Annotated in this window: 22 protein-coding genes and 1 pseudogene; 10 read left to right on the top strand and 13 right to left on the bottom strand. The window is 46.9% G+C overall.

Annotation, left to right across the window (positions count from 1 at the left end; translation table 11 throughout):
• Window positions 1-34: 34 nt before the first annotated feature.
• Window positions 35-1369, top strand: coding sequence for a hemolysin family protein (locus ACWJJS_RS05925; protein ID WP_017417354.1), 1335 nt, complete (start codon window positions 35-37; stop codon window positions 1367-1369).
• A 45-nt stretch (window positions 1370-1414) separates the two neighbouring features.
• Here the strand turns inward: ACWJJS_RS05925 and ACWJJS_RS05920 are convergent, their stop codons facing one another.
• A complete protein-coding gene (locus ACWJJS_RS05920) occupies window positions 1415-2014 on the bottom strand; it encodes a lysophospholipid acyltransferase family protein (protein ID WP_003155309.1) in 600 nt (199 codons plus the stop codon).
• A gap of 238 nt (window positions 2015-2252) precedes the next feature.
• On the opposite strand from ACWJJS_RS05920, the gene sigM reads away from it, so the two are divergent.
• Genes sigM through ACWJJS_RS05905 form a run of 3 tightly spaced genes read left to right on the top strand, consistent with a single transcriptional unit; the run spans window position 2253 to window position 4088 of the window.
• Window positions 2253-2744 (top strand): RNA polymerase sigma factor SigM, encoded by a 492-nt coding sequence (gene sigM / locus ACWJJS_RS05915; protein ID WP_003155312.1) that lies wholly within the window; start codon window positions 2253-2255, stop codon window positions 2742-2744.
• Complete coding sequence (locus ACWJJS_RS05910) at window positions 2734-3810, top strand: anti-sigma factor (RefSeq protein ID WP_154021541.1); 1077 nt, start codon at window positions 2734-2736, stop codon at window positions 3808-3810. Before sigM ends, ACWJJS_RS05910 begins: the two co-directional genes overlap by 11 nt.
• Window positions 3798-4088, top strand: coding sequence for an anti-sigma-M factor (locus ACWJJS_RS05905; protein WP_003155315.1), 291 nt, complete (start codon window positions 3798-3800; stop codon window positions 4086-4088). Before ACWJJS_RS05910 ends, ACWJJS_RS05905 begins: the two co-directional genes overlap by 13 nt.
• A 36-nt stretch (window positions 4089-4124) precedes the next feature.
• Here the strand turns inward: ACWJJS_RS05905 and ACWJJS_RS05900 are convergent, their stop codons facing one another.
• From ACWJJS_RS05900 to ACWJJS_RS05885, 4 genes are all read right to left on the bottom strand, one after another.
• A complete protein-coding gene (locus ACWJJS_RS05900) occupies window positions 4125-5480 on the bottom strand; it encodes a sodium-dependent transporter (protein WP_454023404.1) in 1356 nt (451 codons plus the stop codon).
• Window positions 5481-5594: 114 nt separating this feature from the next.
• Complete coding sequence (locus ACWJJS_RS05895) at window positions 5595-6998, bottom strand: amino acid permease (RefSeq protein WP_454023403.1); 1404 nt, start codon at window positions 6996-6998, stop codon at window positions 5595-5597.
• A gap of 310 nt (window positions 6999-7308) precedes the next feature.
• On the bottom strand, window positions 7309-8178 hold the full coding sequence (locus ACWJJS_RS05890; RefSeq protein WP_454023402.1) for an SDR family oxidoreductase: 870 nt from the start codon (window positions 8176-8178) through the stop codon (window positions 7309-7311).
• A gap of 79 nt (window positions 8179-8257) precedes the next feature.
• The gene (locus tag ACWJJS_RS05885; protein WP_024085068.1) at window positions 8258-9361 is read right to left on the bottom strand and encodes a citrate synthase/methylcitrate synthase; all 1104 of its coding nucleotides are present in this window, start codon (window positions 9359-9361) and stop codon (window positions 8258-8260) included.
• A 109-nt stretch (window positions 9362-9470) separates the two neighbouring features.
• Here ACWJJS_RS05885 and ACWJJS_RS05880 point away from each other — a divergent pair, with 109 nt between their 5' ends.
• Window positions 9471-10346 carry a LysR family transcriptional regulator gene (locus ACWJJS_RS05880; RefSeq protein ID WP_003155320.1) on the top strand — a complete coding sequence of 292 codons (876 nt, stop codon included), beginning with the start codon at window positions 9471-9473 and terminating at the stop codon, window positions 10344-10346.
• A 68-nt stretch (window positions 10347-10414) separates the two neighbouring features.
• On the opposite strand, the gene ACWJJS_RS05875 is transcribed toward ACWJJS_RS05880, so the two are convergent.
• Window positions 10415-11239 (bottom strand): C40 family peptidase, encoded by an 825-nt coding sequence (locus ACWJJS_RS05875; RefSeq protein ID WP_024085067.1) that lies wholly within the window; start codon window positions 11237-11239, stop codon window positions 10415-10417.
• 458 nt (window positions 11240-11697) lie between these two features.
• On the opposite strand from ACWJJS_RS05875, the gene ACWJJS_RS05870 reads away from it, so the two are divergent.
• Window positions 11698-13077 (top strand): alkaline phosphatase, encoded by a 1380-nt coding sequence (locus tag ACWJJS_RS05870; RefSeq protein WP_077721994.1) that lies wholly within the window; start codon window positions 11698-11700, stop codon window positions 13075-13077.
• 37 nt (window positions 13078-13114) lie between these two features.
• Here the strand turns inward: ACWJJS_RS05870 and ACWJJS_RS05865 are convergent, their stop codons facing one another.
• Entirely contained in the window at window positions 13115-14521 is a 1407-nt protein-coding gene (locus ACWJJS_RS05865; RefSeq protein WP_060562081.1) for a SpoVR family protein, read from the bottom strand.
• A gap of 169 nt (window positions 14522-14690) precedes the next feature.
• On the opposite strand from ACWJJS_RS05865, the gene ACWJJS_RS05860 reads away from it, so the two are divergent.
• The 3 genes from ACWJJS_RS05860 to ACWJJS_RS05850 all read left to right on the top strand — a co-directional run bounded on the left by ACWJJS_RS05860 (window position 14691) and on the right by ACWJJS_RS05850 (window position 18399).
• Window positions 14691-16205 carry a mechanosensitive ion channel gene (locus tag ACWJJS_RS05860; RefSeq protein WP_146276418.1) on the top strand — a complete coding sequence of 505 codons (1515 nt, stop codon included), beginning with the start codon at window positions 14691-14693 and terminating at the stop codon, window positions 16203-16205.
• A gap of 134 nt (window positions 16206-16339) precedes the next feature.
• Entirely contained in the window at window positions 16340-16774 is a 435-nt protein-coding gene (gene nsrR / locus ACWJJS_RS05855) for a nitric oxide-sensing transcriptional repressor NsrR (protein WP_007610306.1), read from the top strand.
• A gap of 179 nt (window positions 16775-16953) precedes the next feature.
• Window positions 16954-18399, top strand: coding sequence for a C40 family peptidase (locus ACWJJS_RS05850; RefSeq protein WP_077721993.1), 1446 nt, complete (start codon window positions 16954-16956; stop codon window positions 18397-18399).
• A gap of 42 nt (window positions 18400-18441) precedes the next feature.
• Here ACWJJS_RS05850 and ACWJJS_RS05845 read toward each other — a convergent pair whose 3' ends face one another.
• Window positions 18442-18765: a DUF3889 domain-containing protein gene (locus tag ACWJJS_RS05845; protein WP_003155332.1), complete on the bottom strand. Its 324-nt coding sequence runs from the start codon at window positions 18763-18765 to the stop codon at window positions 18442-18444.
• 191 nt (window positions 18766-18956) lie between these two features.
• On the opposite strand from ACWJJS_RS05845, the gene ACWJJS_RS05840 reads away from it, so the two are divergent.
• On the top strand, window positions 18957-19199 hold the full coding sequence (locus ACWJJS_RS05840) for a YhdB family protein (RefSeq protein ID WP_454023401.1): 243 nt from the start codon (window positions 18957-18959) through the stop codon (window positions 19197-19199).
• 13 nt (window positions 19200-19212) lie between these two features.
• On the opposite strand, the pseudogene ACWJJS_RS05835 reads toward ACWJJS_RS05840, so the two are convergent.
• The 5 genes and pseudogenes from ACWJJS_RS05835 to glpD form a co-directional block, all read right to left on the bottom strand.
• Window positions 19213-19736 (bottom strand): annotated as a pseudogene (locus ACWJJS_RS05835) (NADPH-dependent FMN reductase).
• Window positions 19733-20380, bottom strand: coding sequence for a response regulator (locus ACWJJS_RS05830; RefSeq protein ID WP_176283217.1), 648 nt, complete (start codon window positions 20378-20380; stop codon window positions 19733-19735). Before ACWJJS_RS05830 ends, ACWJJS_RS05835 begins: the two are co-directional and overlap by 4 nt.
• Window positions 20380-21516, bottom strand: a complete 1137-nt coding sequence (locus ACWJJS_RS05825; RefSeq protein ID WP_454023400.1) for a GAF domain-containing sensor histidine kinase — start codon at window positions 21514-21516, stop codon at window positions 20380-20382. Before ACWJJS_RS05825 ends, ACWJJS_RS05830 begins: the two co-directional genes overlap by 1 nt.
• 145 nt (window positions 21517-21661) lie before the next feature.
• Window positions 21662-23404 carry a phospho-sugar mutase gene (locus tag ACWJJS_RS05820; RefSeq protein ID WP_071392057.1) on the bottom strand — a complete coding sequence of 581 codons (1743 nt, stop codon included), beginning with the start codon at window positions 23402-23404 and terminating at the stop codon, window positions 21662-21664.
• A 139-nt stretch (window positions 23405-23543) separates the two neighbouring features.
• Window positions 23544-25211 carry a glycerol-3-phosphate dehydrogenase gene (gene glpD, locus ACWJJS_RS05815; protein WP_003155341.1) on the bottom strand — a complete coding sequence of 556 codons (1668 nt, stop codon included), beginning with the start codon at window positions 25209-25211 and terminating at the stop codon, window positions 23544-23546.
• Window positions 25212-25236: the final 25 nt, after the last annotated feature.

Below are 25236 nucleotides of genomic sequence, written 5' to 3'. Positions count from 1 at the left end.
ACCTTCATCTTCCCAAAAGAAGTGAAGGTTCTAATTGGACATTGTGAATTTGATTTTAGTCGCGGTTTTAATCGCGCTGACGGCATTTTTCGTAGCATCTGAGTTTGCGATAATCAGAATCAGAGGCTCACGGGTTGACCAGCTTATAGCAGAAGGAAATAAAGCCGCAATCGGTGTCAAAAAAGTGACCACGCATTTAGATGAGTATTTATCGGCGTGCCAGCTCGGCATAACATTGACTTCCATCGGTCTTGGTGTCTTAGGCGAATCAACGATTGAACGCTTGCTTCATCCGCTTTTCACAAAGATAAACGTACCAAGCTCATTATCGCATATTATTTCATTTATTCTCGCCTACGCGATCATTACATTCTTACACGTGGTCGTGGGAGAATTGGCGCCGAAAACAGTCGCCATCCAGAAAGCGGAAGCCGTTTCAATGCTGTTTTCGAAACCGCTCATTTGGTTTTACCGCATCATGTTCCCGTTTATCTGGCTTCTGAACAACTCCGCCCGTCTTTTAACGAAGATGTTCGGTCTGGAGACGGTGTCTGAAAATGAGCTTGCCCACTCTGAAGAAGAGCTGCGCATCATTTTATCGGAAAGCTATAAAAGCGGTGAAATCAACCAGTCTGAATTTAAATATGTGAACAAAATCTTTGAATTTGACGACAGACTTGCAAAAGAAATCATGATTCCGCGTACGGAAATCGTCAGTCTGCCGCATGATATCAAAATTTCTGAAATGATGGATATCATTCAGATTGAAAAATATACCCGGTACCCTGTCGAAGAGGGTGACAAAGATAATATTATCGGCGTTATTAACATTAAAGAAGTGCTGACCGCCTGCATCAGCGGCGAAGTATCAGTCGACTCGCCGATTACGGATTTTGTCAATCCGATCATCCATGTGATTGAGTCGGCACCGATTCATGATCTGCTTGTAAAAATGCAGAAGGAACGGGTTCATATGGCGATTCTGTCGGATGAATACGGCGGAACCGCGGGGCTTGTCACCGTTGAAGACATTATTGAAGAAATCGTCGGGGAAATCCGTGATGAATTTGATATCGATGAAATCAATGAAATCCGCAAACTCGGCGACGGCCATTACATGCTTGACGGCAAGGTTCTGATTGATCAAGTGAACGAACTCCTCGGCATCCATTTAGAAAATGACGAGGTCGACACCATCGGCGGCTGGTTCCTTACCCAGAAATACGACGTCGAACAATACGACTCGATTATCGAAGAAGGCTGCGAATTTATCATTAATGAAATTGACGGCCACCACGTCGCATATATCGAAGTGAAAAAACTGGCGTTTGATGAACTGCTGGAAACCGCCGAACAAAAAGAAGCATAACAAAAAAGCTTGCGCGTCTGATACAGACGGCAAGCTTTTTTTCATTTACAGTTGTTCAAGTTTTTTCTCAAGCTCTTTAATTCTGGCATTCAGCTCTTCTGTCATGGCCGCAAGCCTCTCCTTCGGCGCAAGATCGGAAAAGTCCTCCAAAAAAATCGGCTCGCCGATGATAAGCCGCATTTTTCCCTTTTTAAACAGCGCTTTTCCCGTAGACGGCCCTTTATATGCGGCCGGAACGAGCGGCGCTTTCCCCATTTGGGCGATGGTCACGGCCCCTCTTTTCAGCGGGACGTCTTCAGAAGTTCTCGTGCCGCTCGGAAAAATCCCGACAATCTTCCCTTCCTTCAGAAGCTTAATCGGCGTTTTAATGCTGCTCGGACCCGGATTTTCACGATCAACCGGAAACGCGTGAATCTTCTTTAAAAAACTTCCGATCCACTTTTTCTGAAACAGCTCTTTTTTCGCCATATAATGAATCTGATGGGGCAATATCCCGACACCGAGCGTGAGGACGTCCACCCAGCCCGCATGCGTGCACGCGATAACGAATCCTTTATCAGACGGAAGATTCTCTTTATTGTATACTTTGACTCCTCCGCGCAGAGAAAGAATGAATTTGATGGCATTTGCACAAAACTTATACATAACGCACTTCCTTTGTTGTAATGATCAAAAGTGTTCTCTCTCTATTATAACAATATTTTTTATTACCTGGTACTAATAAATATATTTTTCCTCCGCCGATCTCTATCTTTTATGACGGATTTTGGGTACTATAGAGAAATGGTGTTTGATGAGGTGAAAATGAATTTAAGCCGTTTGCATGGAACGTGCAACTTTAAACCTTTCTTATGCGTGTATAACATAGAGGGGAGAAAAGGCAGTGACGATCGATGAAATTTACCAAATGTATATGAATGATGTTTACCGGTTCCTGCTCTCCATGACAAAAGACAAGCATCTCGCTGAAGATTTGCTGCAGGAAACCTTTATGAGGGCATACATACACATTCACTCCTACGACCACAGCAAAGTAAAGCCATGGCTTTTTCAAGTGGCGAGAAATGCGTTTATAGATTATGTCAGAAAACATAAAAAGGAAGTGACCATTTCCGATGACTTAATTGGGAGCCTTTTTCAGACGGCTGTTCAAAGCCCGGCTCATCAGATTGAAATCAAGGAAGTGCTGACAGGGTATATGTCCGAACTTCCCGACAATTATCGGGAGGCCTTAACACTGTATTATTTAAAAGAACTGAATTACAAAGAAGCATCCCATATTATGAATATTTCAGAGGCTAATTTTAAAAGTGTTTTATTTCGTGCCAGACAGCGGCTGAAAGCACTTTATAATAGAGGTGTTAATGATGAATGAAGAATTTAAAAAGCGTTTTTACCAATACAAAAATGGAGAAATGAGCGACCGGGAAATGGCCGCCTTTGAAGAAGAGCTGGAAAAGCTTGAAGTCTATCAGGAGTTGATTGAAAGCGAAATGCAGGACGACCGGGAATGGGACGTCGGCATCAGCCCGGAAAAACAGAAGGCCATTTTGTCATACGGAAAACGCAAATCGTATTTGCGGATTTCAGTTCTCGCCGTCATCTCCACCTTGATGATTTTGCCGCTTTGCACTTTGGGAAGCTACCTCTATTACGGTTTGGGAGGAAAAGAAAGCACCGGCAATCAATTAATGGAAACCGCAGCCGTGACGGTGGCGACCACCATGCCGAACGTACTCGTCGATACCTCCGGACTGAAAAGCCAGGTGAAGCTGTTTGGGATGAATACAGAGTTTCCGCTGCAAAAGCAGATCGGCACAAAAACGAAATCCGTCGGCGGAGAACGGATTGAAATGTTTTTAGATACGGTCAAATCGCCTGCCGTTAACTACTATGATCTAGAAGCGGCACAGGCAAAGCATTATTTTGCCCATCCTTCCGGCTTAAAGGAACGCACGATTGACAAAGCCGGACAGACATTGAAAAAATTGCCTGAAGGAAGCGTGGCGGAGGTCTATCTTTCTTATGACCGGGCCTACCCTTCTTCTCAAGTATATTCAACTTTTAAAAAATACGATGTGAAGTTTTTATGGAACGCGGTCGAAACGGAGAAAAATCTGAAAGACAGTCCTTATGCCGAGCCGTTAGGATTTCCCGGGAAAGATTCCAAGATGGTGTCCTCTTTCGAAACGCAAGGACAGACAGACCGTGAACAATTTATCAATGCCCTTGAATTTATGTCCCGCCATAAAAAATGGGCGCATGCAATATCGAAACGCAAAGACATGAATCTTGGCAGCCGAATCGACTATGTTGAACATCACGGAATGAACGTATACGGCTCTGTCGTGACGGGGCCGACAAAAGAAATCGAACGTCTGCTGAAAAATAAAACAGTAAAAGCAGCAAACATCGGTGAGGTGGAATTATGGAATTGGTAAGAATTTTTAAAGAGCATAATGTTTTCGGCTGGATATCAGTCGGTACCGCGATTTTGTCGCTGCTGCTTTTGAACGTGGCAATCATCAGCAATGTGACTTTCTATTCTTATCAGATGCTGCCGTTTGCGATGGCCGCCGTGCCGTTCGGCATCATTGAGCTGTTTATTAAAAAAGGACGGACGGGCCCGGGACTGCTCGGTGTCATCCTCAACCTTTTCGTCATTGTTTGTGTATATACGATCGTTGCCGTTGATACGAATCTGCAATTCGGTTTTTAAACATAAAAACAGGCCCTTTTACGGGGGCCTGTTTTTTTAAAATGAAAGAACGCCGATTAAATGCAGCAATACGACGATGATAGCCAGCGGCACGAGATATTTCAGAAGGAAATACCACACCTGAAAGAAACGATAGCCGATGGCGGAACCTCTTTTCATCTCGGCGAACAGCTCCCGCTTCGGTATTTTCAGCGGGATGAAGATTGATATTAATAAAGCGCCGAGCGGAATCAGCACATTGCTCACTGTGAAATCCGCTAGATCAAAAAACGTTTTTCCGAACAAATGAACATCACCGAGCACACCGTATGATAAACAGGACGGAATTCCGACTAAGAAAATGAGCAGACCGCTTGTCCACGACAGCTTCTTCCTTTTCGTTTCATCACCTTTCCCGACAGTCGCTACGATAATTTCCACCATCGAAAAGGCCGAAGTCAGCGCGGCGAAGAAAAAGACCGCCAGAAAGCTGATAAAAAACAGCGAGCCGAACGGCAGCCGGTCAAACACAGCCGGCAGTACGGTAAACAGCAGTGTAGGCCCTTCATCCGGTTTAAAGCCGAACGAAAAAACCGCCGGAAAAATGGCCAGTCCCGCAAACAGCGTGACGAGCACATTCATCACAACAATGGAACCCGCCGATCCCGGAAGGTTTTGGGTTTTCGGCAGATACGAACTGTATGTCACCATGACCGAAACGCCGAGCGTTAATGTAAAGAACGCCTGTCCTAAAGCATATAGGATGGATTCCGGCGTCAAATCTTCAAAGTGCGGAACCAATAAAAATCTAATCCCCTCAACGGCATGATCGAGCGTGACTGATCGCAGCACAAGCAATAGAAACAGCACGAATAAAACCGGCATCAGCACCGCACTGACACGTTCAATCCCTTTCTGCACGCCCTTTGCGACGACCGCCACGGTCATGATCATAAATACAAGCTGCGCGGCGAGAGTCTGGATCGGATTTTCAATGACCGTCCCGAACACCGTTCCGTACTGCTCCTGAGTGAGCCCGGATAAAGAACCCGTAACAGCTTTTAACACATAAAGCAAAATCCACCCGCCGACAACACTGTAAAAAGACAAAACTAAAAAACAGGCCGCCACACCCACATAACCTGTGAGGTGCCATACCGACTTCGGCGCGGCTTGTTTGTAGGCATCAATCGCATTTGTCTGGCTCCGTCTTCCGAAAATAAATTCACCGAGCAAAAGCGGATAGCCTAAAAGTACGGTAAAGAGGACGAATACAAGAAAAAAAGCGCCTCCTCCGTTCGTACCCGCTACGTAAGGGAACTTCCAAATGGCTCCCAGGCCGATCGCCGAACCGGCAGCGGCCATAATAAATCCTATTTTTGAGGCCCATTGAACCCTTTTTTGGTCAGACACGACTTTCCACTTCCCTTCCGCCCTATATTATCCCTTATTCGCTGCGATAACTTAAGCCCATTTCAATATGTTTCATTATTCCGAAAAATAAAAAGGAGCGGCGGGTGCCGCTCCTTACAAATCCCCGTTTAATTTCGAATGCTTTCTCGAATATAAGAAATAAATCACCAGACCGATGATCAGCCAGATAAAGAAACGGAATATGGTGGTGGCGCCAAGGTTAATAATCAAAAATACGCAGAACAGAATGGATAATATCGGAATAAAGGGAACCCCCGGACATTTAAAAGCTCTTGGCAGATCAGGCTGTTTCTTTCTCAATACGATAACCGCTACTGAAATCAGGACAAATGCGGCAAGCGTGCCGATGTTCACCAGCTTCGCCAGCTCATCAAGCGGGACGAGTGAGCCGAGTAATGCCGACAGGATGCCGAACACCCATGTCACCACGTGCGGCGTTTTATGCTTCGGATGGACTTTTGAAAGCGCCCCCGGCACCAAACCGTCACGGGACATGGCAAACATCACCCTCGTCTGGCCGTACAGCATGACGAGCATCACCGTTGTCATTCCCAACACTGCGCCGATATCAATAATCCCGGCCACCCAATTCTGTCCGGCCATCTGCAGGACGAGAGACACGGGATGGTCAACGCCTTCAAAGCGGGCAAACGAAACGACGCCCGTCATAATCGCCGATACGGTCACATACAGCACAGTGCAGACGATTAATGAAAAGATAATTCCTTTCGGCAGATCCTTCGCCGGATTTTTCGTTTCTTCAGCGGCGGAAGAGACGGCGTCAAAACCGATAAAAGAGAAGAAAACGAGCGCCGCGGCACTGAAAACACCGCCGAACCCCATCGGTATAAACGGCTGCCAGTTGTGAGGTTTGACATATACGGCCGCAACGGCGATAAACAATAGAACAACCAGAACCTTCAAAATGACCATAATATTATTGACCCGCTTCGATTCCTTAATGCCTAAGTACAGGAGGAATGTAATCGCAAGCACGATAACAAATGCGGGGAGATTAAAGAATGTGACCGTGCCTTTAATAGATCCCGGCGCGGCCGTTAATGCAGTCGGAAGATGAATGCCGAAGCCCGCCAAGAATGATTGAAAATAGCCGGACCAGCCGACCGAAACCGCGCTGACGGCGAGCATATATTCCAAGATTAAATCCCATCCGATGATAAATGCGAGAAGTTCACCCAGTGTCGCATAAGTAAACGTGTAGACGGAACCGGAAACCGGGACGCTTGAAGCAAATTCGGCATATGACAAAGCCGCAAATAAACACGCAAGAGCGGCGATGACAAATGAAACGGTCAGCCCCGGCCCCGCCGTGACAGCGCCTGTTCCGGTTAATACAAAAATTCCCGTTCCGATGATGGCCCCTATCCCCAGAAGGGTCAGATCAAAGGCCCCTAACTCTCTTTTCAGCGACTTTTCCCCGCCCGTTGCGGCAAGCAGGTCCTGAATGCTTTTCTTTCTGAATATGCTCCCCTTCATCTGCTTCACTCCTTGTAAATCAATATATGTTAGAATATTCAGACAACAATAGCAATAATGACTAAATTCTTATTTTTCGCATGAAATGTTTCAGCACATCATTCCTTTCTCCTACATCATATTATAGCGAAAAATATAAAAATGAAAATGACTTTTTTGAAAATTCTATATATTATTTCAGTTTTCATAAAACAGAACTCAGCGGATTCTCTGCTGTGAAATATTAACATTAGTGATTCGGCTGGAGACTTCCATTTGTAATCAAATAAAAATCCCGCACTTTTTAAAAGCGCGGGATAAGACTTGCGTATTATGTTGAAATAAACCTGCCGCCATTTACGTGAATGGTCTGCCCAGTCATATAGGAAGATTCGTCTGAAGCCAGAAGCACGTAAGCTCCGGTGTGTTCCGCAGGCTGTCCCGGTCTTCCCATCGGAGTGTCCAGACCGTGCTTTTCCACCTTTTCTTCAGTAAACGTTGCCGGAATCAGGGCGGTCCAGATCGGCCCGGGGGCCACCGCATTTACTCTGATCCCCTGATCGGCCAATGACATCGCCATTGAACGCGTAAAGGAAACGATGCCGCCTTTCGTGCACGAATAGTCGATCAATGATGTGTCTCCCTGATAAGCGGTAATCGACGTTGTATTAATGATGGCGCTCCCTCTTTTGAGATGAGGCAGCACAGCTTTAGTCATATGAAACATAGAAAACATGTTTGTACGGAATGTCTTCTCCAGCTGTTCAGCCGTAATATCAAGAATCCCGTTTTGCGGATGCTGCTCAGCCGCATTATTAACGAGAATATCTATTTTTCCGTAGTGATCTAAGACTTGCCGGACCGCCTTCTGACAATGCGCCTCATCACCGACGTCTCCCGGAATTAACAGGCATTCGGCCTGGTATTCTTCCGCACGCTTTTTCGTTCTCTCGGCATCGGCATGTTCGTCTAGGTACAGGATGGCAAGATCCGCCCCTTCCTTCGCGTAAGCGATCGCAGCCGCTGCGCCGATGCCGCTGTCTCCGCCCGTGATGACGGCGACTTTTCCTTTTAATCTGCCCGATCCTTTTACATCCGGGTCCTCCAAGAGCGGTTTTGGCTCCATGTCTGACTCAATGCCGGGCTGGCGGTTTTGCACCTGCGGCTTTTGTCCTTCCGTCTGTCTGTCCATCGGATTCATATTCTCACACTCCTGCAATTGGTATTACTGAGACGATACCACGCAGTGCGGGGAGTTAAACGGACAAATATGCCGGTAATTAAAGCTGCTGAGCCGTTTCGGGAAAAGCGCCGGTGTATTTCGCAGACGGTCTGTAAATCATGTTGTCAGCGGACTGTTCAAGCACATGTGCGCACCAGCCTGCCATTCTGCTTGCTGAAAAGGTCGGCGTAAATAAATCATTGTCGACATCAATGGCCTGCATCACAGCCGCTGCGTAAAACTCCACATTCGTATACAGCTTCCGTCCGGGCTTATATTGCTCTAACAAGCGGATGGCTTCCTTCTCCACATAAAGCGCCAAGTCAAGCGACGGATCATTTCCCGCCACTTCTTCAGCCTTTATGCGCAGCGCTTCCGCCCGCGGGTCTTTTGTTTTGTACACCCTGTGCCCGAAGCCCATCAGGCGTTCTCCCCTCATAAGCTTCGCTGTCAAATACGCTTCTGCATTTTCTTTTTCCCCGATGTCTTCAAGCATTTTCGTGACGCCTGAAGGCGCGCCTCCGTGCAGCGGCCCTTTCATCGTACCCAGTGCGGCAGTGACGGCAGACACTAAGTCCGATTCAGTCGAAACCGTGACTCTCGCTGAAAAAGTCGATGCATTCATCCCGTGTTCCATCGCCAGAATCATATACGTCTCAAGCGCTTTCTTTTGGGCTGCGGACGGCTGCCTGCCTGTCAGCATATACAAATAGTTTTCAACGTGTCCGTATCGCGCCTCGGGTGACAGCGCTTCCTGCCCTTGTTTACGGCGGTATCTGTACGCAATAATCGTCGGTGTGACGGCAATCAGTTTAATCGCTTCTTCCGGCTTGGGCGGATATGTAAATGAATCTGTGCCCAAACCTGAAACAGCCGTTCTCAGCACCGCCATGTCGTCCATTTCATCCGGAAGCGTTTCCAGTAAGCCGATCAAATGTTTCGGAAGCCCGCGCTCGGCTGCAAGTTCTTCCTGAAACGCAAGCAATTGCCGCTCATCAGGAAGCGCCCCGTTCAAAATGAGATACGCCGCTTCTTCAAAACTGAATTGCAATGCGATATCCTTCGCGTCATAGCCGCGATATATTAAATGCCCCTTTTCTCCGTCAATGTGGCTGATCGCCGTTTCTGCACAAGTAATCCCTTTCAATCCACGATAAATCAATTTCATTCCCCCTTATCCTCTTTCTGTTATTATAGTAAATATAATATTTAAAAAATAATGAATATTTTTAAGGGAATTAATTAAAACTTTTAATCAGAGGAGTGCATCTATGGATTTTAAATGGCTTCACACCTTCGTCACCGCGGCAAAATACGAGAATTTCAGAAAAACGGCGGAAACGCTTTTTTTATCTCAGCCGACCGTCACCGTTCATATAAAATTATTAGAGAAAGAAATCAGCTGCAAGCTGTTTCAGCGGAGCGGCCGGAAAATACAATTGACGGAAGAAGGAAAAGCATACGTGCCGTTTGCCATGAGACTTTTGGAAGACTATGAAAACAGCATGGCGGAGCTGCACAGGGTGCGCCAGGGCTACTCGCACACGCTGACACTCGCTGTTTCGCCGCTTATCGCCGACACCGTTCTCCCGTCTGTCATGAAGCGTTATACAGAGGACAATAAAGAAACCGAAATGACGGTCACCATTTTCGAATCGGAAGAAATCGCCTCTCAAATCAGAAACGGCTCAGCCGATATCGGACTGAGCTGCTTAAAGGTGCAATCATCTTCCCTCACTTGCCTCCCCCTGTACAATGACCCAGTTGTCCTCGTCGCGCCACCCGGCCGAAAACCTGGGACAGGGAAGGCGGATGAAGTGAAAGACCTGTTCGGACAATATCTGCTTTTGACCCATAACCATCCTGACTATTGGGATGATTTGCTCCGCCAGGTCAGAATACAGTTCCCTTTCGTCAGAACAATGAAGGTGACACAGACGCATATTACGAAACGATTTATTAAAGAGGGGCTGGGCGTCTCATTTCTGCCGCTGTCAGCGGTACGGTCCGAACTCGCCGCAGGCAGCATGATTGAAATTCCGTGCGAATTCGCCCAGATGCCGAGCGCGGGCGCGTACGCCATCGCCCTCTATGAAAATGAAAAAAAGAAAACCTTTTTAGATTTTTTATCACATTTTCATTTTTAGGTGAAACAAATGGAGCTCTGCCCCGTCTAAATAAAAAACCCGTTCGGATGAACGGGTTTCTCTCACTGCTAGAATCTTTTCGCGCCCAGGTAGCGCGGCTTCCAGTAGCTGTTATTCAGATCACTTGTTGTGACGCCGTCAGAACCGGCATGGATGAACTTGTTGTTTCCGATGTACACACCCATGTGTGAAGGGCCGGCCTGATATGTTGTAAAGAAGACGAAGTCTCCTCTTGACGGGCTGGACACGCTCTTCATTGAGCTCCAGTATCCCGCAGTGCTTGTTCTGCCGACACTCGTCTGTTTGTTTAACAGGTACCAGATAAATCCGCTGCAGTCAAAGCCGGAAGTCGTTGTTCCGCCCCATACATACGGCGTGCCGATTAAAGATTGCGCATCAGAAATCAGCTTGTTTACATTCAGGCTCGTCTGTGCAATATTATGGCTGGATGAAGGCTTCTTTGATGACGAAGATCCTGAAGACGCTGAACCGGAAGTTGATCCTTTTACTTTAAGCACTTGCCCGATGCGGATCAGGTCCGTTTTTAAACCGTTTAAACTTTTTAATTGGTTTACCGTCATTTTATATTTATTCGCAATTTTCCAAAGACTGTCGCCTTTTACGACTTTATATGTAGACGATGATGACTTGCTGCCCGAATTTGAACCTGAAGATGATTTACCGTTGATCGAAAGCGTCTGACCGATGTAAATGATATCCGATTTTAATTTGTTCTCAGATTTAATGGAATTAATTGACGTTCCATACCGATTTGAAAGTCCCCATAATGTATCGCCTTTTTTTACCTTAATCGTTTGCGCAGACGCCGCGCCCGCAAACAAAGTCGTCCCCAAAACCACTGCCGTTGTTGCTGTAACAAGTTGCTTTTTCATATTTTCCTCCCCGAATGATTCTATCTATTTTATGTGTCTCTTTTTTAAAGTTTTTATCTGTTTCCTATTATAAGGTTCAATTTCCACTAGAAATAGACTTGACTTCCCGTGACAAATTTCTTACTAATTCGTTTTTGAAAAAAGTTTTTAAGGGTATTAAATATTTCAATTTGATTTCAAACGTGACGAAAAACGAGTCAATTTGTCATGTTTTTTTCCTGTGATCCTCGTATTTTGGAAAAACAAAGCAGTTTACTTTCCAAATAACTCCATGTTAAAAAAATCCTCGTCTTTTTCAAAAAAGTGAATGGTTTTCACCCTTTCTTGAAAACATAAGTTACACCGGAATTTACATTTCTAACAATGTTTCACCTGAAATTTACAGGAGAAACAGGCGCTCTTTACAAACACCCCCTACCATTAGACATGCAGACACGATTAAAGGAGGACGAGTGAGAATGAGTCTATTTAAACAGGTTCGATCAAAACTTCTGCCGGCGGCAGCCGTATCTGTGCTGACAGCCGGTCTGATTGCGGGCGCGGGGTTTCAGCACTCTGAACAGGCTGCGGCAAAAAAACAGCCTGACAAAAACGAGATCAGAAACGTCATCTTCATGGTCGGCGACGGAATGGGCGCTCCCTATATGAACGCCTACCGTTCGGTCATTAACAAAGGAAAGCCTTCGGATGGTATGAAACTGACGGCATTCGACCCCAATCTCGCCGGTATGATGATGACTTATCCTGACGATCCTGATTCCAATATTACCGATTCCGCGGCGGCTGGCACGGCAATGGCTACGGGCGTGAAAACGTATAACGCGGCGATCGGAGTCGATAAAAAAGGAAAGCGGGTCAAATCCGTCCTCGAAGAAGCGAAACAAAGAGGGAAATCCACCGGACTTGTCGCAACTTCGGAGATTGCCCACGCCACCCCTGCGGCATTCGGAGCCCATAACAAATCCCGAAAGAATATGGATGACATCGCAAGCAGCTACTTTGATGACCGCATCAACGGAAAACAAAAAGTCGATGTGCTCCTCGGAGGCGGCAAATCAAACTTTATCCGTAAAGACCGCAATGTAACAAAGGATTTCAAAAAAGCGGGATACAGCTATGTGACATCAAAACAGGAGCTGAAAAAAGATCGTAACAAGAAGATTCTCGGCCTGTTTGCCGATGGCGGACTCGATAAAGCAATCGATCGGTCAAACGCCGTCCCTTCATTAGAAGACATGACAACGGCGGCGATCGACAGGCTGAACAAGAATAAAAAAGGGTTCTTCTTAATGGTCGAAGGCAGCCAAATAGACTGGGCGGGACATGACAATGATATAGTCGGCGCAATGAGTGAAATGAAGGATTTTGAAAAAGCGTATAAAGCAGCGATCGCATTTGCCAAAAAGGACAAACATACGCTTGTCGTTGCCACGGCTGATCATACCACCGGCGGATTGACGATCGGCGCAAATGACGATAAAAACTGGCATGTTGAACCGATTCTTGCCGCCAAGAAAACCCCGGCATTTATGGCTGACCAAATCAAAGCGGGCAAATCCGTATCTTCCGTGCTTGCGCGTTATACAGACCTGAAATGGTCAAAAGCTGAAATTAAACAGATCGAAACGGCCGCAAAACAGGATGCTGACAAGAGCGTCTACAAATCGATCATTAAGCTTTTTAATGCGAAAACCAACAGCGGCTGGACAACCGGCGATCATACGGGCGAAGAAGTTCCCGTTTACGCATACGGTCCGGGAAGAGAGTCATTTACGGGGCTTTTAAACAACACGGACCAGGCCAAAAAGATTTTTCACATCCTGAAACACGGAAAATAAAAAAGGATGCGGGGGTTTCCCCGCATCCTTTCTTCTTTTACAGATATCTCCGGTGCACTCCTTTGCCGTCATACGAGAACATCACTTCTCTGTCTTCAAGAACAGATTCGATGTGCACGCTCCTGCCCCACAGCTGGTACAGATACGGCAGCACTTTCTCCAAGTATTTCAGATCAAGCTCAATTCCCTCATACCAATGTTTAATATAAAGCTCATTATTCTTCAGGTAATCCCCGTCATTGACGGTCAGATAAGGAAATCCCCCGTTGACCCGCATGTTCACGAGCTGGTCGCGCACGGCCTTCCATTCTTTGTCGATCACTTTATAGTCCCTGCCCTGCTTTTGGAATAAATACAAATCCTCACGCATGACGAGATCTTTCGTCAAATAATTGCGGATAAATGAGATATCCGATTCAATTTCCCTGACCTCAAACATTTTCTCGCGGCCGGAACCGGGCTTTACCCCTGTTTTTTTCATTTCATCTGTCGGGTTGTCATAACGCTCTTCGATGTCTTCAAAAATTTTCAGCCCTAAATAATACGGGTTGATTCCCGTTTTTGACGGCTGAACGACGCCTGCGTTCAGCTTCGCAAATTCGATGGCTTCATCTGAAGTCAGGTCAAGCTCGCGGATGATCCGCTGATGCCAATAGGATGCCCAGCCTTCGTTCATGATTTTCGTTTCCAGCTGAGGCCAGAAATACAGCATTTCTTCTCTCATCATGGTTAAAATGTCACGCTGCCACGGTTCAAGCTCCCGCGAATGTTCCTCGATAAACAGCAGAATATCTTTTTCCGGCCGGGGCGGAAACGGTTTTTTCCCTTTTTTCTTTTTCACCTGCTTCGGCTTATCCATTCCCCATAAATCATCGTAAGGCGATGCCGCGGTTTCTTCTTCGTCCTCCTCTTCGTCATCGACGCTCCACAGCAGCTTCGGCCTGACAAGCGACGGATCGATATGCTCCTGAATCGCCAGAATGGCATCTAAAAAGGACTCCACCTCTTTTATCCCGTGAATTCTTTCATAATGCTTAATCCGCTCCGCCGCAGCCGCCATACTCTCAACCATGTCCCGGTTCGTATTTTGAAAGCGGCAGTTATTTTTGAAAAAATCACAATGGGCAAGAACATGGGCTACAATTAATTTATTTTGGATCAGCGAATTGCTGTCCAGCAAAAAAGCGTAGCAAGGGTTGGAATTAATGACAAGTTCATAAATTTTGCTCAAACCGAGATCATAATGGAGTTTCATCTTATGAAATTGTTTGCCGAAACTCCAGTGGCTGAATCTCGTCGGCATGCCGTACGCGCCGAATGTATAAATAATTTCAGCCGGGCAAATTTCATATCTCATCGGGTAGAAATCAAGGCCGAAACCCTTCGCAATATCGGTTATTTCCTCAATTGCCCGCTGTAAACCTTTTGTCTCCTCCGCGTTCAAGCGAATCCCCCCTACTTGGACTTATTTATAATGTATGACCCCTCCTCTCAAAAGATGAAATAACAGGCCGGTTTCCGACTGAAAACTTTCGGCACATCCGCCCCGTTTGCTTTATATATAAGTGGGTAAAACACACACCATACCCCAAAAAGAAAAGGAGCGATTCTACTTGAATACAGCAGACATGCTTACGACGTATCTCAGCAAACTCCCGAATCTGATCATTGCACTGCTCGTCCTGCTTATCGGCTGGGGCATTGCCAAAATCATTGAAAAAGCCGTATACAAAGGCCTGCAAAAAACAAAAATCGACGACAGGCTCTTTGCCGAAAAAAAGCCGGCGCGCTATTCCTCAGAAAAAGTCATCAGTAAAGTCATTTATTTTATCGCATTAATCATCGTTTTTATTTTATTCTTTAACATTCTGCATCTGACAACCGTGGCTTCGCCTTTTGTCAGCATGCTGTCGGCGATAACGGCGGCTGTGCCGAGCGTCTTAAAAGCCGGCTTGATTCTGCTCGTGGGCTGGGCGGCCGCTTCGCTTTTCAGCTATCTCGTCAAAAAAGCGGGCATGAAACTCGCTGAAAACGCCCGGCTCAGAAAATGGACAATGGTGTCTGAAGAAGCGGAGATGAGCAGATCCGTTACGGCCGCTTCACGAATCGTTTTTTACTTCGTCTTGCTCTTGTTCCTGCCCGGCGTCTTGTCCGCTCTCCAAATCAGCGGAGTATCAGGGCCGTTTACAAATATGATCCAAAGCGTTTTGTCCTTTATACCGAAATTATTCGCCGCGGCGCTGATTGTTTTAATTGGCTGGCTTGTTGCCCGTCTCGTCCGTGATATCGTCACAAACTTTCTGGCGAGTATCGGCACGGAAAGGCTCGCCGCACGTATGGGGCTTTCTATTTATCTGAAGGATACGAGCCTGTCGGCAATCATCGGAACGATTGTCTACGTGCTGATTTTCATTCCGGTGATTATCTCTGCGCTTGACCGGCTTGATGTGGCGGGTATTTCTGAACCGGCGTCAGCCATGCTGCACACGGTCTTCACAATGCTACCTAATATCATCATCGGTATTGTGCTGATCATCGCCGGCATCTGGGTCGGAAAATGGGTCAACAGCATTGTATCCGGGCTCTTGCACCGGGCCGGTTTCGACTCTCTTCTCGGTAAAATGGGCTTTGAACAGGCGGGCACCCCGAAGCTGACGCTTTCTCAGACGGTCGGCATGATTGTTCAGATCATCATCGTCCTGCTCTTTACGGCAGAGGCGCTGCAGCTTGTTCATCTCGAATTTCTCGTCGTTATCGCAACCGGTATTATCGCTTACCTGCCTAATGTTCTGGCCGCTGTATTTATTCTCGGAATCGGACTTTTGGCCGGACAGCTCGTCAGCAGGCTGCTTGCCGGCATGCTGAGCGGAAAGGAATTCAGATTCCTGGCGCCGCTTGCGAAATATACCATTATCACTCTCTCAATCTTTATGGCGCTGGATCAGCTCGGTGTCGCCGACACGATCGTAAATGCCGCGTTTATTCTGATTCTGGGCGGTTTCGCGCTTGCCTTCGGACTTTCATTCGGGCTTGGCGGAAAAGAATTTGCCTCCCGTTATCTCGCAAAATTGGATCGCAAAATTGAAAAACATCAATCGGCTGACGATCGTAAGCCGCCGATGTCTTAACGAAAAAAACGTGTGCTCAGAAGGAGCGCACGTTTTTTTTAAAAAGTTAAGGGAGCAAATTCCTTTTTTTTCATTTTAGATTCATATATGATAGACTGTAACAGAAGCAAAATCTCTTTTTTCGAGGTCATTCTATGAAATTAACGAACTATACCGATTACTCTTTACGCGTTTTGATTTTTTTGGCTTCCAGACATTCCGACGAACTTTCCAACATAAAAGAAATCGCAGATACTTATTCCATCTCTAAAAACCACCTCATGAAAGTCATTTACCGTCTCGGCCAGCTCGGGTATGTCGAAACGATCCGGGGCCGGGGAGGCGGAATTCGATTAGGAATGACACCGGAAGACATAAACATTGGAGAAGTCGTTCGAAATACAGAAGACGACTTTAACATCGTAGAATGCTTTGACTCCAAAAAAAATCTCTGTATCATATCTCCCGCCTGCAACTTAAAGAACCTTCTGAATGAAGCCCTGCAAGCTTACCTGGCCGTTTTAGACAAATATACGTTAAGGGATCTGGTCAAAAACAAAGAGGAGATTATGAGACTGCTCAGAAGCTGAAGGAATGTCCGCATTCCTTCTTTTTTTTATGCCGGCATAAGAAAAAAGGACTATTTCTATTAATATGATAAACGATTGCAGACAAGTGCCGATATAAAGATTATCATTACTGATATCCTCACCTTGCGGCTGCAACGAATGGGGATAGAAAAATTATCGCAGGAAAAGGGAGATTCACTATGAAAAAAAAGGTAGCGGTCGGTTTGACTGCATCTGCGATCGTCGGGTCTGCGTTAGCTGTAACACCGGCAGAAGCACAAACGATTAAGGTTAAAAGCGGAGATTCATTATGGAAGCTTGCCCAAAACTACAATACAAGCGTGGATGCCATTACATCAGCGAATCATCTAAAATCCACCGTTATTTCTATCGGGCAGACGCTCACCATCCCTAACGGCAAATCAGATTCCGGCAGCAAAAAGCCATCTTCAAAGAACAGCGGCACGACTAAAAGCGTTTATACAGTGAAAAACGGCGATTCGCTGTGGCTGATCGCATCTGATTTTAAAATGTCCGTACAGGAACTGAAAAAATTGAACGGTCTGACAAGCGACTTAATCCGCGCCGGACAGAAGCTGCAAGTGACGGGGAAAGTTTCCTCAAGCACCGATCAGAAAAAAACCGCGCCGGGCAGCAGCTCAAACAGCAGCAAAAATCAGTCATCATCTTCCGGGACCTATAAAGTAAAACTCGGCGATTCCCTATGGAAGATCGCAAACAGCGTCAATATGACCATTGCGGAACTCAAAGTATTAAACAACTTAAAAACGGATACGATCTACGTAAACCAAGTCCTGAAAACAAAAGGAACGTCTTCTTCGGGAAACACGCCGTCAAAAGACAATTCAAACCAAAATAAAAACCAGACGCAAACGTCCTCCTATACAGTAAAAAGCGGAGACTCACTCTGGAAAATCGCAAACGCATACAATATGACGGTTCAGCAAATCAGAAGCATCAACAAACTGACGTCAGACATGCTGCGGGTCGGACAAGTGCTGAAGCTGACCAAAACGTCTTCTTCCGGCTCTTCGTCTTCACCGTCAGCTCCGAACCAGTCCGGAAATACAGGGAAAACCACTACATATACCGTGAAAAGCGGGGATTCTTTATGGGTGATCGCCCAAAAGTTCAATGTAACCGCCCAGCAGATCCGCGAGAAAAACAATCTGAAAACAGACGTTCTACAAATCGGACAGAAGCTGACGATTACCGGGCAGCAGACAAACACGACACCGAATCAGTCCGGCGGCACAGGTTCAACAAGCGCGAAGATTAATGTAATGATCGATGCCGCAAAAGCTCAGCTGGGCGTACCGTATGTATGGGGCGGGACGACGCCGAGAGGCTTTGACTGCAGCGGTTTCATTTATTACGTTCTCAATAAGGTCACTTCTGTATCCAGACTTTCAGCCGCAGGCTACTGGAATACGATGACATCAGTCAGCCAGCCGGCGGTCGGTGACTTTGTCTTTTTCTCAACTTATAAAGCCGGACCTTCCCACGTCGGTATTTATCTCGGGAACGGCCAGTTTATTAATGCCAACGATTCGGGTGTCGTTATTTCCAGCATGAACAATTCCTATTGGAAACAGCGCTACCTCGGCGCAAAACGTTTCTTCTGATATCTGATAAGCTGTACGGCCGCATAAGGCTGTGCAGCTTTTTTACAGTCTGAAAATATTGATGCTGATCACGTGTTTTGTTACGGGATGGAAATACACTTCAGCACGGGATGAAAACGTTTCTTTTGCGGTTTGCACCGTTACGCGAAACACGTCTTTCGTCTGTTCCCGGTTCACTTTTGTACGGCCCATGTACGAATAATCGGTAAGCTCGGCCCCCTTGTATTCACGTTCAAGCTGGTTCCATGCGAGCTGTTCCCATTTTTCAACTGACGGATCGAGGTGTTCTGTATGCCCTTTTTCAGCGATAGAGGCAATGAGAATGCCGCAAAACAAGAGGGCAAGCGCAAATGGAAGGGATTTCATCTTTATGTTCTCCTGAGTCGTTTTTTGTCAATCTTAGCGTGTCCAAAGAAGAGACGGATATGCGGTTTTATTTTATGTCTCCCTCATATTGCTATGCCGCAATGATAAGGACACCAAGTTTTCCCCCGTTGCATCCGGGCTTCGGCGGCATAAACTAACGGAGAACTTCTCATTGAAAGGAGAAGCGTAAGATGGATCATGCCGATTATGATAAAGCCTTGTATTACACACACCGGTCTCAATGGGACAATTTATTAATTTTGATGGTTCGTACCAAAGATGATTTATTATCAAAGCGTATTGAGCACTTTCTGCACGTGTATCATTTCGAATACGATCATGCGGTGCTTGAAAAAGAGCTGTATTCCCTACTCGGGTATATTGATCATGCGACAGAACTCGCTTATGAAGATCAATTAGCCATGCTGACATAAAACAATCCCGGCGTCAGACGCCGGGATTTCTTGTGTTTGTGAACATATTCAGCTCTTCGATCATGTCTTTCAGGCTGACCGCCATATCCTCAGTACGGTCCGGCGCTCCATGTCGATGTGAATCGGGTCTAAGACCAGCTGTTTCGGGATGACATTTGCATAGACGCCCCGCATGACCGTCCGCATATTCGCCAGCGCGTTCATGCCTCCTTTTCCTCCGCCCGCCGCGGCAATGATGGCCACCGGTTTGTATGCCCAGTGATCGCTGCTTAAAAAATCGATGGCGTTTTTTAAAGCGCCGCTCATGCCGCTGTGATACTCGGGAGATAATAAGACGACGGCCGCCGACTTTTTCACCTGCCGCCTTAACTTTTGCACTGAAGACAGCTCGTTCTGTTCTTCTTCACCGTTATAAAGCGGCAGTTCACTTTCGCTCAAATCAATAAAATCGGTATGAAACCGATCTCTGATATAAGAAGCGGCAATTCTAGTCCGCCCGTTTTTTCTCGGTGTGCCGCTGATCACTAATATGCTCATGATTTTACCGCCTTTCCAAAAACATTATATTTTACCGCATACAATGCCGCCTGCGTCCGGTCGGAAAGATTCAGCTTTGACAGCAGGTTGGACACGTGGGTCTTCACTGTTTTTTCTGAAATAAACAGGGCCGCCGCAATTTCCTTATTGCTTTTTCCTTTGGCTATTTCTTGAAGAACATCTTTTTCACGGGGGGTCAGCTGATAATATTTTTCCTTATCCTGATCATCCTGAACCATATGGGTCAGCACGTGAGGCACAATATCCGCCGACAGCCGGTAACGTCCGGAATACACTTCCCGGAGCGTTTTCACTAAATCATCGGGCTGAGCGTCTTTCAGCTGATACGCTTTTGCGCCGGCTTTAAGGGCGGGAATGACGTGCTCCTGATCAGAATAGCTCGTCAAAACGACGATACTGATGTCCGGAAATCGTTCAGCCGCGATTTTTGCCGCTTCTATGCCGTCCATATCAGGCATTGATAAATCCATCAGAATGATGTCCGGCTCCGTCTTTTCAGCTTGCTGAAGCGCTTCAGCACCGGTGGACGCCTCACCGACAACTTCAATGTCTTCCTGAGTGGCGAAGAAATAGCGCAGTCCTTTGCGGACAACATGATGATCATCAGCAATCACAATTTTCATCAATCAGACCTCCTGTCCCGAAACGGAAGCCGAACGGAGACAATCGTTCCGGCGCCAAGCTCGGATTGCAGTGTAAAGCGGCCTCCGATCGCTTCAGCCCGTGCTTTCATGCCGGCCACGCCGAGCGATGGGAGCACAGCATGCGCATCAGCGCTGAAGCCCGCTCCACGGTCGCTAATGTAAAGCTCAGCGTAACCCGGCTTTTTAACGGCGGAAATGATAACCCGGTCCGTTCCCGCATGCTTTTTACAGTTATTCAAGGCTTCCTGGGCGATCCGCCAAAGCGCGTATTCCTGTTCATCCGTAAGCTCCAGCTCATCCTCCGTTTCACAAACGGCTTCCAGGCCGATAAGAGCGGCGTAGCTTTTGATCGACGCATACAGCCCTTTCGTTAAGCTTTCCGGCTTCAGCTGCCAAATGAGCGCCCTCATTTCTGTTAGCGCATCCTGAGACAGCTCTTGAATAAACGTAATCATCTGCCGGAGCCGATCATCATCTGTAAAGCTCTTTGCGGCTTTTGCCGTTAAGCTGACGGAAAACAGCATCTGATTGACGGAATCATGCAGGTCTTGCGCAAGTCTGCTTCGTTCCATCAACAGGGCGTTCTGCTGCTCAAATTCGGCCAATTTCATCCGCTGAATCGCCGTTCCGATTTGAAATGCAACCGCTTCAAGCAGATGCAGTTCTTCTTCGTTGAAAAATGTCTTTTCACTTGCGGCGACGTTTAATAAACCGAACTTCCGGCCGCCGTCCTCAAGCGGTACGGTCGCATGATGGGTAATGCCCTCCGTATCGCGGCAGTTCGTCGTCTGTTCCGCAAATTCAATCCGTTTACAATTCATTATGTTTACGGCCTTTGTCAATCCGCCATTGCTGAATTTGGTCAGACAATAGCATTCCCCGCTGCACATGAGTGCATTTTCCCGCTGACCGAGAGCCGGCGGTAAATAAGCAGATGCGGCGAGCGTATAAGACCCGTCCGGCTCAATCAGAAAAATCCACCCTGTCTGCAGTCCGGTCAGGCTGAGCAGTTCGCGGAGCACTTTATCAAGCGCTTCCTTTAAATCGTGGTTTTGGTTTAAGGTTTCCGCAATCGCTTTTAACGTTTTTAACGTTTCTACCGTCGTTTTCGTCAATTTCCCTCACTCCGGCCAATCAGAATTATCCATATTATATCAATTCTTTTCTGTATATTCCTTTGTTTTCAGCATGAATTTTCCTCATACTTTCGGATGAGGCGTATAAAAAAACCGCCGGATGTCGCTTCCGGCGGTTTGTTGTTTATTTCGTTTTTTCCACTATGTCATCCACCGTTTTCATGACTGCTTCAGATAATGCGGCAAGACGCTGTTCGCTGTCTTGTAAAGAAGTTCCCTTCACGGCGAAATAGAACTTCACTTTCGGCTCCGTTCCTGATGGACGAAGGCAGAACCAAGAGCCGTCTTCAAGGAAATATTTCAGGACATTTGACTTCGGCAGATCAATATCTTCTTCATGATGATCGGCAAATACAGTCCGTTTTCCCGTTGAATAGTCTTCAGCCTGCGTGATTTGTTTTCCGGCCATCTGCTTCGGCGGATCGTTTCGGAATGAAGTCAGGATAGCGGAAATCTGCTCTGCTCCCTGTTTTCCTTTTAACGTCAATGACTTCAAGCCTTCACGGTAATATCCGTATTCTTTAAAAATGGACAGCAGCGCGTCATAAAGCGACATGCCCTGCTTTTTATAAAAGGCGCATACCTCGACGGCTAACAGCGCAGCCTGGATCGCGTCTTTGTCACGCGCGAAATCGCCGATTAAGTAGCCGTAGCTTTCTTCATACCCAAACTGGAACGTGTATTGGCCTGATTTTTCATATTCTTTGATCTTTTCACCGATAAATTTGAAGCCTGTCAGCGTGTCAACCGTATCTAATCCGAACGATGAAGCGACGGCGCGGCCCAATTCGCTCGTGACAATCGTTTTCATGACGACACCGTTTTCAGGAAGGGTGCCCTGTTTTTTCTTCTCGGAAAGCAGGTAATGCAATAAAAGCGCGCCTGTCTGGTTTCCCGTCAGCACTGTGTACTTGCCTTCGCTGTTTTTTACGGCAATGCCGAGACGGTCGGCATCCGGGTCCGTAGCGACGAGAATATCGGCATTTTGTTCTTCTCCGAGCTTAATGGCATATTCGAATGCCGCGTGCTCTTCCGGATTCGGCGATTTGACGGTTGAAAAATCCGGGTCCGGCAGCTCTTGCTCCTTTACGACGGTGACGTTTTTGTAACCGAGTGCTTCAAGACCGCGGCGCACCGGTTTATTTGCCGTGCCGTGCAGCGGAGTGAACACGACGCTGACATCCACTTCATCCGAAAGCTCGGGATGTACGGAGATGGAAGTCAGTTTTTCAGTATACGGTTTATCAATTTCTTCACCGATTATTTTAATCAAACCTTTTTCTTTCAGCGACTGTTCATCTTCAACTTGAATCGTTAATTCATTTTCTATGGCATTCACTTCCGCAATGACGATGTCCGCTTCTTTCGGCGGCAGCTGTGCGCCGTCATCGCCGTACACTTTATATCCGTTATATTCAGGCGGGTTATGGCTGGCCGTCACGACGATGCCGGCATAAGCGTTCAGCTTTCTCACCGCAAAAGACAGCTCAGGCGTCGGGCGGAGCTCATCAAATACGTATGTTTGAATGCCTTGGGAAGCAAGGGTTTTTGCAGCTTCCATCGCAAACTCAGGAGATTTATGACGGGAGTCGTATGCGATCGCAACCCCTCTTTTTTTCGCGTCTTCCCCCTGTTTCGCGATATACGCCGCAAGTCCGGCGGATGCTTTGCGGACCGTGTAAATGTTCATTCTGTTCGTACCCGGCCCGATTTCTCCTCTCATGCCTCCTGTTCCGAACTCAAGATTTTTGTAGAAAAAATCTTCCAGCAGCTGCTCGTTTCCTTCTGCGTCCGCCAATAATTTTTTCAATTCTGAATCTAATTGTTCGGCCTGATTCCAGCGTTCGTAACTCTTACTCCAACTCATGTTCGTCCTCCTATAATTTCAGCTTATGACCATATTTTAATATGAAGCGGCTGCCCGTGTCACTTGATAACTTAACCAAATGCTTTATGTAAAAAGATAAAAGAAGGGCTCATGCCTTTTCGGCACAGCCCTCCGGTTATTATTGTTCGAGCGGAACAACCGCGTCGTGCAGCAGCGTATTTAACCACTCAGTGTGTTTTTCTTTCGTTTCGTCATTCCATTGGAATCGGTCGCTCATGTAATCAATCACGGCCGTTTTATACGTTTGCACCCATTTGATGTCGAAGAACAGTCTTCCCGTTCTGCGGACGAAGAAATCGGCAGGTGTCGCAGCCATTTCTTCTTCGATGCTGTAAGCCGCTTCCGCCAGAATGTGAACCGGAATCTGGCGTTTTTCCGCTTCATCTTTCAGGCCTTCAATCCGGCTGAATACATTTTCAACGTTAGAGCCGTATCTGATGGCTAACTGCTTAGCGGTTTCCTGTGATAAACCGATTTTCAAGCCGTCTTTTGTCTTTGCTTCCACAAATGACTCGAAGTTTTTAGAGCCGCCGACATGTCCGCCGGAAATCGGCATCGTCTTCGTCTTGCAGCCGCCGAAGTCCTGGCCGCCCTCTTCTTTCAAGCGGTCGCGGACAAGATCGACAATGTGCTCAGCCATTTTACGGTAGCCCGTCAGTTTTCCTCCGGCGATCGTAATCAGGCCTGATTGAGATGTCCAGATTTCATCTTTACGGGAGATCTCAGACGGGTCTTTCCCTTCTTCGTGAATAAGCGGTCTGAGGCCGGCCCAGCTAGATTCAATATCGTCCGCCGTAATGTTCAGTTCCGGGAACATATAATTGATGGAGCTGACGACATAATCGCGATCCTGCACCGTCATGCGCGGGTGCTCAAGTTTTTGTTTGTAAACCGTATCGGTCGTACCCACATATGTTTTTCCTTCACGCGGAATGGCGAACACCATCCGGCCGTCCGGCGTATCAAAGTACACCGCCTGTTTAAGCGGGAATACGGATTGGTCGAATACGAGATGGACCCCTTTTGTGTGCTGGAGATGTTTTCCGCTTTTGCTGTGGTCTTTTTCTCTCAGTTCGTCGACCCACGGACCTGTCGCATTGACGATTTTTTTGGCGTACACTTTGTATTCCTTGCCTGACAGCAGATCTTCAATTAAAACGCCGACAACTTTTCCTTTTTCATAAAGCAGTTCTTTCACTTTAGAATAGTTGACAGGCTCAGCACCGAATTTAACGGCTTCTTTCATGACTTCAATCGTCAGTCTCGCATCGTCCGTCCGGTACTCTACATAATAGCCTCCGCCTTTTAAGCCGTCTTTTTTGACGAGCGGCTCTTTTTGCAGCGTTTCTTTAGCAGACAGCATGCTTCTGCGCTCTGATTTTTTTACTCCCGCTAAATAGTCATACACACGCAGGCCGATGGAAGTAGAGAATGAACCGAACGTGCCGCCTTTATGAAACGGCAGCAGCATCCATTCCGGCGTCGTGACGTGCGGGCCGTTTTCGTACACGATGGCGCGTTCCTTACCGACTTCAGCCACCATTTTGACTTCAAATTGCTTCAGATAACGCAAACCGCCGTGGACAAGCTTTGTGGATCGGCTTGATGTGCCGGCCGCGAAATCCTGCATTTCGCTCAAAGCGACTTTCATTCCCCTTGAAGCAGCGTCAAGCGCCGTACCGGCACCCGTAATACCTCCGCCTATAATAAACAGATCGTATGTTTTTTTAGTCATGTCTTCCAGCATATGATCCCGTTCCAAACTTGAAAATTGGTGATTCATCATTACGCTTCCTCCTTGTTGTCACGGT

The organism is Bacillus sp. JK106 (genome assembly GCF_053663355.1).
This window is presented reverse-complemented; position numbering and strand designations above follow the sequence as displayed.

What these genes read in the sequence shown, in the direction of transcription:
- ACWJJS_RS05920 (WP_003155309.1), bottom strand. Translation starts at nt 2,014, where the DNA reads ATGTATAAGTTTTGTGCAAATGCCATCAAATTCATTCTTTCTCTGCGC.
- ACWJJS_RS05910 (WP_154021541.1), top strand. Translation starts at nt 2,734, where the DNA reads ATGATGAATGAAGAATTTAAAAAGCGTTTTTACCAATACAAAAATGGA.
- ACWJJS_RS05905 (WP_003155315.1), top strand. Translation starts at nt 3,798, where the DNA reads ATGGAATTGGTAAGAATTTTTAAAGAGCATAATGTTTTCGGCTGGATA.
- ACWJJS_RS05895 (WP_454023403.1), bottom strand. Translation starts at nt 6,998, where the DNA reads ATGAAGGGGAGCATATTCAGAAAGAAAAGCATTCAGGACCTGCTTGCC.
- ACWJJS_RS05890 (WP_454023402.1), bottom strand. Translation starts at nt 8,178, where the DNA reads ATGAATCCGATGGACAGACAGACGGAAGGACAAAAGCCGCAGGTGCAA.
- ACWJJS_RS05880 (WP_003155320.1), top strand. Translation starts at nt 9,471, where the DNA reads ATGGATTTTAAATGGCTTCACACCTTCGTCACCGCGGCAAAATACGAG.
- ACWJJS_RS05875 (WP_024085067.1), bottom strand. Translation starts at nt 11,239, where the DNA reads ATGAAAAAGCAACTTGTTACAGCAACAACGGCAGTGGTTTTGGGGACG.
- ACWJJS_RS05870 (WP_077721994.1), top strand. Translation starts at nt 11,698, where the DNA reads ATGAGTCTATTTAAACAGGTTCGATCAAAACTTCTGCCGGCGGCAGCC.
- nsrR (WP_007610306.1), top strand. Translation starts at nt 16,340, where the DNA reads ATGAAATTAACGAACTATACCGATTACTCTTTACGCGTTTTGATTTTT.
- ACWJJS_RS05850 (WP_077721993.1), top strand. Translation starts at nt 16,954, where the DNA reads ATGAAAAAAAAGGTAGCGGTCGGTTTGACTGCATCTGCGATCGTCGGG.
- ACWJJS_RS05845 (WP_003155332.1), bottom strand. Translation starts at nt 18,765, where the DNA reads ATGAAATCCCTTCCATTTGCGCTTGCCCTCTTGTTTTGCGGCATTCTC.
- ACWJJS_RS05840 (WP_454023401.1), top strand. Translation starts at nt 18,957, where the DNA reads ATGGATCATGCCGATTATGATAAAGCCTTGTATTACACACACCGGTCT.
- ACWJJS_RS05830 (WP_176283217.1), bottom strand. Translation starts at nt 20,380, where the DNA reads ATGAAAATTGTGATTGCTGATGATCATCATGTTGTCCGCAAAGGACTG.
- ACWJJS_RS05820 (WP_071392057.1), bottom strand. Translation starts at nt 23,404, where the DNA reads ATGAGTTGGAGTAAGAGTTACGAACGCTGGAATCAGGCCGAACAATTA.
- glpD (WP_003155341.1), bottom strand. Translation starts at nt 25,211, where the DNA reads ATGATGAATCACCAATTTTCAAGTTTGGAACGGGATCATATGCTGGAA.